6 protein-coding genes are annotated in these 7,615 nt (G+C 45.9%); 3 read left to right on the plus strand and 3 right to left on the minus strand.

Features of this window, described 5'->3' with window-relative positions:
* Positions 1-133: 133 nt before the first annotated feature.
* Together ptsP and rppH are read right to left on the minus strand one after the other, a co-directional pair.
* Positions 134-2,410, minus strand: coding sequence for a phosphoenolpyruvate--protein phosphotransferase (ptsP, locus tag QMA35_RS09620; protein WP_281646934.1), 2,277 nt, complete (start codon positions 2,408-2,410; stop codon positions 134-136).
* 67 nt (positions 2,411-2,477) lie between these two features.
* A complete protein-coding gene (gene rppH, locus QMA35_RS09625) occupies positions 2,478-2,966 on the minus strand; it encodes an RNA pyrophosphohydrolase (RefSeq protein WP_281646935.1) in 489 nt (162 codons plus the stop codon).
* 252 nt (positions 2,967-3,218) lie between these two features.
* Between rppH and QMA35_RS09630 the strand changes: the two genes are divergently transcribed.
* The 3 genes from QMA35_RS09630 (at position 3,219) to QMA35_RS09640 (ending at position 7,090) form a co-directional block, all read left to right on the plus strand.
* Positions 3,219-3,875: an HAD family hydrolase gene (locus QMA35_RS09630; protein WP_281646936.1), complete on the plus strand. Its 657-nt coding sequence runs from the start codon at positions 3,219-3,221 to the stop codon at positions 3,873-3,875.
* A gap of 505 nt (positions 3,876-4,380) precedes the next feature.
* Positions 4,381-5,022 (plus strand): hypothetical protein, encoded by a 642-nt coding sequence (locus QMA35_RS09635; protein WP_281646937.1) that lies wholly within the window; start codon positions 4,381-4,383, stop codon positions 5,020-5,022.
* 52 nt (positions 5,023-5,074) lie between these two features.
* Positions 5,075-7,090 (plus strand): hypothetical protein, encoded by a 2,016-nt coding sequence (locus QMA35_RS09640; RefSeq protein ID WP_281646938.1) that lies wholly within the window; start codon positions 5,075-5,077, stop codon positions 7,088-7,090.
* On the opposite strand, the gene QMA35_RS09645 is transcribed toward QMA35_RS09640, so the two are convergent.
* Positions 7,049-7,606, minus strand: coding sequence for an IS4 family transposase (locus QMA35_RS09645; RefSeq protein ID WP_281646939.1), 558 nt, complete (start codon positions 7,604-7,606; stop codon positions 7,049-7,051). The genes QMA35_RS09640 and QMA35_RS09645 overlap by 42 nt on opposite strands.
* Positions 7,607-7,615 lie beyond the last annotated feature (9 nt).

Here is a 7,615-nt window from a genome sequence, read left to right on the forward strand (position 1 = left end):
TCAATGATGAAATTGCCATCAGTGCTGAGTTCAGGCTTCGGATTAGCGATGATTGTTTTTACCGACATAAACATTCTTCCAGACTTGTATCAAAGAAGCCACAGAATCAATTTAGATAATTGAGTAAGAAACGTCAGTTCAGATCAGCACGATTCCCAAGAACCTTATCGAGCCCGCGATGGCGCAGAGCCAGTTCCACAGCACTGCGAATAACCCGTGGGTTATCCATATTCATCACTTCTGCGAGTAACTCTTTGGCTTGCTCAAGAGGCATATTACGTAACGCCCACTTAACCCGAGGTAAGTTGGTGGCATTCATGGAAAGCACATCAAAGCCCATAGCCATTAACAAAACAGCAGCCGCTGGGTCGCCAGCCATTTCACCACAAATAGAAACGGGCTTTCCTTCCTCATGGGCATCCTTAACCACTTTCTGCAAAGCATGCAAAACTGCCGGATGGAAGCTGTGGTATAAGTCAGCAACCCTTGGATTATTACGATCAACAGCAAGAATATACTGGGTCAGATCATTACTACCGATAGATAAGAAGTCTACTCTGCGAGCAAAGTCGGCCACCTGATAAACAGCTGCTGGTACTTCAATCATTACGCCAACAGGTGGCAGCTGAATCTCCAGACCTTCAGCGAGAACTTCATGGTAAGCCCGGTGAATAAGGTATAAAGATTCTTCCACTTCCGGTACGCCAGAAATCATCGGTAGCATTATGCGAAGATTATCCAGCCCAACGCTCGCTTTGAGCATTGCGCGAACCTGTACCAGAAAAATTTCAGGGTGATCTAACGTTACCCGAATCCCCCGCCAACCAAGAAACGGATTCTCTTCTTTGATAGGAAAATAACTCAGGGATTTATCACCACCGATATCCAGCGTACGGATAGTCACTGGTCGAGGATGGAAAATTCTTAACTGTTCCCGATAAATCTCTTCCTGCTCTTTTTCACTGGGGAACCGTTCCCGAATCATAAAGGGAACTTCTGTCCGGTATAAGCCAACCCCCTCAGCTCCCTGACCCAAGGAACGTACCGTATCGGTCATCAACCCAGTATTCACCCACAACGGTAAACGGTAGTTGTCAGGGGTTATACAAGGTACATCTTTCAGGGATTCCAAGCCTTCAACAAAGGCCTTTTCCTCATGCACCAGATTACGATACTGAGTCAGCAACTCCGGTGAAGGTGATACATAAACACGCCCCAGGTTGCCATCAACGATCAACTCTCGACTGTTCATTCGTTCCCAAGGCAAATCGACCGCACCCATAATGGTCGGAACCCCCATAGCCCGAGCCAAAATCGCAACATGGGAATTTCCAGAGCCTTGCACAGAAACCAAGCCAGCCAGTTTATCCCGGGGAATCTCCCCAAGCATTCCTGGTGTCAATTCTTCACTGATAACAATGGCCTGCTCCGGCCAGACAACTTCATCCTGCTGATGTTGTTGCAGAACAGAAAGAACCCGGCGACCAAGGTCACGGATATCCACAGCCCGCTCGCGCAGATAAGGGTCTTCCATCAATTCAAAGTGGCGTACATGTTCTTCTATAACCTGCTTGAGCGCTCCCTGTGCCCACTGCCCTTTATTAATGACGGCGGCTATCTCAGCCCCCAGGGCATTGTCATCAAGCATGCGGAGATACACATCAAACAATGCCTGCTCTTCAGCAGGCACTTGGTCGGCCAGTTTGTCAGCCGTTGATTTCATCTGTTCCCGAACACTAATCAGAGCGTCAAAGAAGGCCTGATTCTCACCTTCAATATCATCGGTGTCTTTATCTGGAACAGCACTAAGGTCGGCTGGTGGGGCAAGTACCACTGCAGAGCCAATGGCTATTCCCGGAGACCCGGCAACCCCGACAAAACGAGACTGCCGGGGACGTTCATGAACAGATTCGGGAAAGTGCAGAGAGCCTGTGGCCTCTGCATGGGCGATCACACCGGCCAGCTGGGCTGACATTGTGACCAGAAAAGATTCTTCGCTTTCATCAAAGCGACGTTTCGCATTCTGCTGAACAACCAGAACCCCGAGCAGATTGCGTTGATGAATTATGGGAACACCGAGGAAGGAGCGAAAACGCTCCTCCCCGGTTTCTTTGAGATAACGGAACTTGGGATGCGAAGCAGCATCTTCCAGGTTGATGGGCTCCTCTCGAAGGCCAACCTGCCCCACAAGACCTTCGGAGCGGGATAAAGTCACCCGACCAACAGCCTTGCGATTCAAGCCTTCAGAAGCCATCAGGGTATAGCGACTGGTGTCTTCATCGTAGAGATAAACGGAGCACACTTCTGTGCACATAGTCATGCGAACACTGCGAACAATCACGTCCAGCGCTGCCTGAAGATCTCTGGCAGCACCTACTTCCTGGACGATTCTTCGCAGTGTGCTCAACATGCTCAGCTCTATCCCCTTTGTATTCTTCCCACATGCAAAGCAGTACTTTCGCACTGTTTACTGCTTGTTATGATGAACCCAAAACCTGCAACAGCCTTGGCGCCAGCTCTTTCATGGCTCTGCGGTAAACATCCCGTTTGAACGTTACCACCTGACCAACCGGATACCAGTAGCTGACCCATCGCCAACCATCAAACTCCGGCGAATCCGAAAGGTTCACCTGTACCCGCTCATCGGCACTGGTCAGTTGCAGCAAAAACCACTTCTGCTTCTGCCCAACACACAATGGCCGACTGTCTCTTCTCACCAGTCGGCGCGGAAGCCTGTAGCGCAACCAACCCCGGGTGCAGGCAAGTATCCTGACGTCATCCGGTTCCAGTCCCACTTCTTCATAAAGCTCCCGGTACATGGCTTCTTCCGGTGTTTCATCACCGTTTATACCACCCTGGGGAAACTGCCACGCATCCTGTCCGATTCGCTTGGCCCAAAGCACCTGTCCGCACGCATTCGTGAGGATGATGCCGACATTAGGCCGGAACCCATCAGAATCAATCACGAGGCTATCCTGGCAAAGTCTATTACCCGCATTGTTCCATAAGGGTGATGGTTCGGCAAACCACTAATACTTATTCGGCATTAAATTTGCAAAAGCATTAAATTTGCAAAAGCACAAAATCTGCAAAAACACGTATGACATTCCTGCCTTTAAAACCTGAGAAGGACAAATATAGTCATAAACGGAATATGGCTCATGGCCTTTGAGGTGGTTATGATTGCCGTTCACAGACTATTGCGTTGAGGTTATCCGGTGACCGTAGCTATCTTTGATCTTGACCACACCCTTATTGATACTGACAGTGATCATGCCTGGGGCGAGTTTCTGGTACAAAAGAAAGTGGTTGATCCAATCTCCTTCAAAGAGGCCAACGATTATTTTTATGAACAGTACTGCCGAGGTGAACTCAACCTCGAAGAGTATCTTGCCTTCAGCCTCAAACCACTAGCCGATAACGACGCAGAAACCATGCACAAACTACGGGAAGAGTTTGTCGAGACCCGTATCCGCTCCCTGATCAAACCCAAGGTTCCTGAACTGCTGGAAAAGCACCGCAATCAGGGGCATACCTTGCTGGTGATCACCGCCACCAATGAGTTTGTGGTAAACCCAATCATTGATGCCATCGGCATAAACGAACGGCTGGCTATCAATGTAGAAATGATTGATGGGCGCTACACCGGTAACTACACAGGCATTCCAACTTTCCGGGAAGGCAAAATCACCCGCTTCCTTGAGTGGATGGAAGAGAACCCCGGCCACTCGCTGGAAGACAGCTGGTTCTACAGTGACTCCATGAATGACCTTCCACTTCTGGAAAAAGTCGGTAACCCGGTTGCTGTGGATGCTGACGACAAGTTAAAAGCCATTGCCCAGGAACGAGGCTGGCTTTCTGTCTCACTGAAATAATCATCTGCAACCGCAGGTGGAGACTGTTTGGGGGAGTGATTCTAATGATGATTGCTTAGCCCCAAAAAGTCTTTATTGGCAACCCACTGTCTGACTTAGAGTTGATCAATCAGCTAGTGGGACAACTATCCTGACACAGTGGGAACTATCCTGACACAGTGGGTGGGCAAGGCACAAAAAATCATGCTGATAGCCTCTCTAATTGTCAGCATTGTTCACATGCTGGTTATTAGAAGCCATTTACGGCCGTAAACGGAAACTATTTTCTGGGGAGTGATTCTAATAATGAACCCTTACCCCAGAGAGACTTTGTAAAAGAATGCAGTCTACAGGCAGACATAGTGAGCACTGGATGCTTAAAGGCTCAAGCCAGACTGTATCTCAAGGTTCCGTAAGCCAGACAGGCACGGTTATTGCGCTTGATCCACAGCAGACGCATATCCCCGAGAAAGAAGGAACAGCGTCTCCGATATCGCTGGAAGAGCGATCCCCTTCTCCACTGCGAATGCTGGCACAAAACCTGTATATTTCATCTGACACAAGCACGGAACCAAGCTCAGACTCAGATTCTTCAACGGGTTCAGATTCTTCAACGGATTCAGATTCTTCAACGGGTTCAGATTCTTCAACGGGTTCAGATGCCTCTTCTGCATCCGATACCGAACCCGAACCGGATTCCTTAACCATCCGGATATCACTGCAACAGTTATATGAAGCAAACACAGGAACCATTACCAGACTGTCAGACAAACTAAAACACCTCAAAGCCCGGTTAAGGAAAAGACGCTCAGAAGCAGAACTGTTACAAAGTGAATTAAATGATAGATGCGGCCAATCAGAACGGGAGCGCCAACAGATTTTCTGTTTAAAAGATCAAGTCAAAGACCTTCAAAGCCGCAAGCAGGCCCTGGAGAAAAAACTGGAAAATATACCATCTGACCAGATAGCCCAACTTAAGGCATTGCTCTCAACGGCTGAACAAGAACGAAGAAGCTACGTGTGCCGGCTAAACGAAAAACAAAGCGAATATACAGCTGCACTTTCAAAAATGGATAACAAGTGCGCCCAGATACTTGAAGAGGCTCAAAAGCAAGAAAAAAAATTGATGAGCTTGAAAAACATTTACGAGGGAAAAAAACGAATGTGAAGAACTTCATCGACAGCACTCTCTTCTTCGTGATAATAACCAAACAGTTTTGATGACCATATCAAAAATAGAACAAGAGAATGGGGAACTAAAACAAAGGTTGGATACATCAGAAGCTGACCTCAAGACAAAGGAGAACCAATTAAAATCATCTGAGCAACTCCTCAATGCATCTAAAGAGAAGGAACAGGATGTCATTAGAAAAAACAGACAATATGAGCAGATCAACAGCCAACTAAAAAAGGAGCGTGACGAGGTTAAACAAAAAAACAAACAAATTGGCTTAAAACTTGATAAAAAACGTGAAAAGATAAAAGAAATTGAAGACAATCTAGAATATAAAAGAAACGAATCCGAGAGAATGATTCGATTATCAGAATACTTAAGCAACCAGAAATCCCTTATAAAAGAAGAAAATAAAACCCTCACACAAGAAAAACTTACAATAGAGGAAAAATTAAAAAGTGAAAAAGAAAGATTTCAAATTGCCATTGAACAGAAAACACAGGAACACCAGAAACAAATAAACGATATAGAACAAAACTTCAATCAAAAACTTAATGAAGAAAAAGAGTGCTACGAAAGGCGACTGAACGATGAAAAGTTTCAAATAACCGAAGGGTTTAAAGAGGAGGCAAAGAAACTGGAAAGGCGATTCGAAGAAAAACAATCGCAATTCCAAGCAAGTTGTGATCTAGAAACCTCTCAACTGAGAGATAAACTTACAGAAAAGCAGCAGGAAATAAGTACCCTTGAACAGCAAAGCACACTGATCAGGAACGTTATAGAAACCCAAAACTCACTTAACAGAGTACTAGCTCATGAAAAAGAGCAATTAGCATGTGAACTATCCCAAATTCAGAGCAAGCTACATACCAAGAATACAGATTATGAAGACTTACAAGCACAAAATGTGAATCTCGAGGGTAAGGTATCCCAACTCCAGAATAGCTTGGCAGCCAGCTACCAAGACCCGCTCAAGACTCTGGCTTCTGCATCAGAGCTTCAAAGTAATTTGGAGAATGCAGATGATAAAAATGAAGAGCTACTCTCCCAAATAGAACAGCTGAAAGCTGAAGTATCCAGTCTGCTCGCCCTTCAGGGAGAAACAGAGGAATTAAAAGATACCCTGCTCTCCGAAGACAAGATACTTCGAAAAGAAGTCGCCCAGTTAAAGGCTAAGAATGCTGCTGAAATTGCACGAAACCATGGGTTCAGGGAGAAAATAAGTAAGAAAGATCAAAAACTAACTTCTCTTCAAAAGCAAATAGGCAGGGAAACGAAAAAATACAATGATACTGATAATCAGCTAAAGAACATCAAGGCTGATATGCGAGAGCTACAAAACAATCTCGATAGTGAAACATCGAAAAACAGGGAGGCCCTCACACAGATAGCGCAACTGACAGGCGAGGCAAAAAACCTTAAAGAAAACCTAGATAGTGAGACCTCAGAAAAGCAGAAAGCCATTGAGAAAATAGAACAACTGACAGGAGGGCTCAACTCCTTAAACCAGGAGCTGAATAATAAAAACTCAGAAAACCAACAAGCTCGAGAAAGAATAAAACAGCTGGAAAGTAATTTAGCTAACACGCAAGAAGTGCTGAAACATGCAAAGTTGGAGAAACAGGAAGCACTTGAGCAAGCCCATAAACTTACAACCGATGTTGGTAATTTTAAAACATCTCTGGACCGTGTAAATACCGAAAACAAGCAGACTCTGGCGCGTATTGAACACTTCGAAAGTCAGGTCAAAAATCTTCAAAGCGACCTGGAGAGCGCACATACCGCAAACAAGGAAACTCTTGCGGGTGCAAAGCAGCTTGAAAGCCAGATAGCCACTCTCCAGCAAAGTCGAGACCAGGAGTGTCACGACAAGCAGGAAATGCTTGAACTGGCAGAGAGACTTACACACGAGATCGAGCAACTTGGGAAGAAAGTCAAAAGCCTGCAAAGACGCCTAAAAAGGATGCATGAGAAAAGAGACAGATCTCATAAAAAGGCATTACAACTCACTACTGTCCGGTTAAGCATAAACCAGTTCCAGACTCCCCTGATTCTGGAGTGAATTGACTTCCATGCTATCCGGCGGATCACTGAATAATTCCAACAAAGAGCAACGGCGGGTCAGATTAAGACTGACTCTTCGGGCTATTTGCTGTAACGACAATTTGCAGGGTGTTGTGATCTGAGCCAGGCGCAGCAGGAGGTAGGCAATCATTGCTGTGAGCACCTGTATTTTTACAGCATTTTCACTGCGCCCAAGGAACCGCTTCACCTTCAGATTCTGCTTAATCCACTTGAAGAACAGTTCGATTTGCCAGCGGGATTTATACAAGGCGGCAATCTCTGCAGCACTTCTCTTTAGATCGTTACTGATAAAAACCAGTACTTTGCCGTCTTCTTCCCGGCAAATCTTGACCCGTCTGAGATCCGTTGGACAGTCCTTTCTACCTTTGTCAGAAGAGAGCCTGATGATTTGGTCTTCCAGGATAGAGTCGTCTGTCGTTTCACGGCATTCAACGACTTCGTAAACTGCTGAGGTTTTCATCCTGCCCACAAACTGCGTGCCCTGACAGGTCATTTCGTAATA

This window comes from Parendozoicomonas sp. Alg238-R29 (assembly GCF_947331445.1).
Classification (GTDB): domain Bacteria; phylum Pseudomonadota; class Gammaproteobacteria; order Pseudomonadales; family Endozoicomonadaceae; genus Sansalvadorimonas.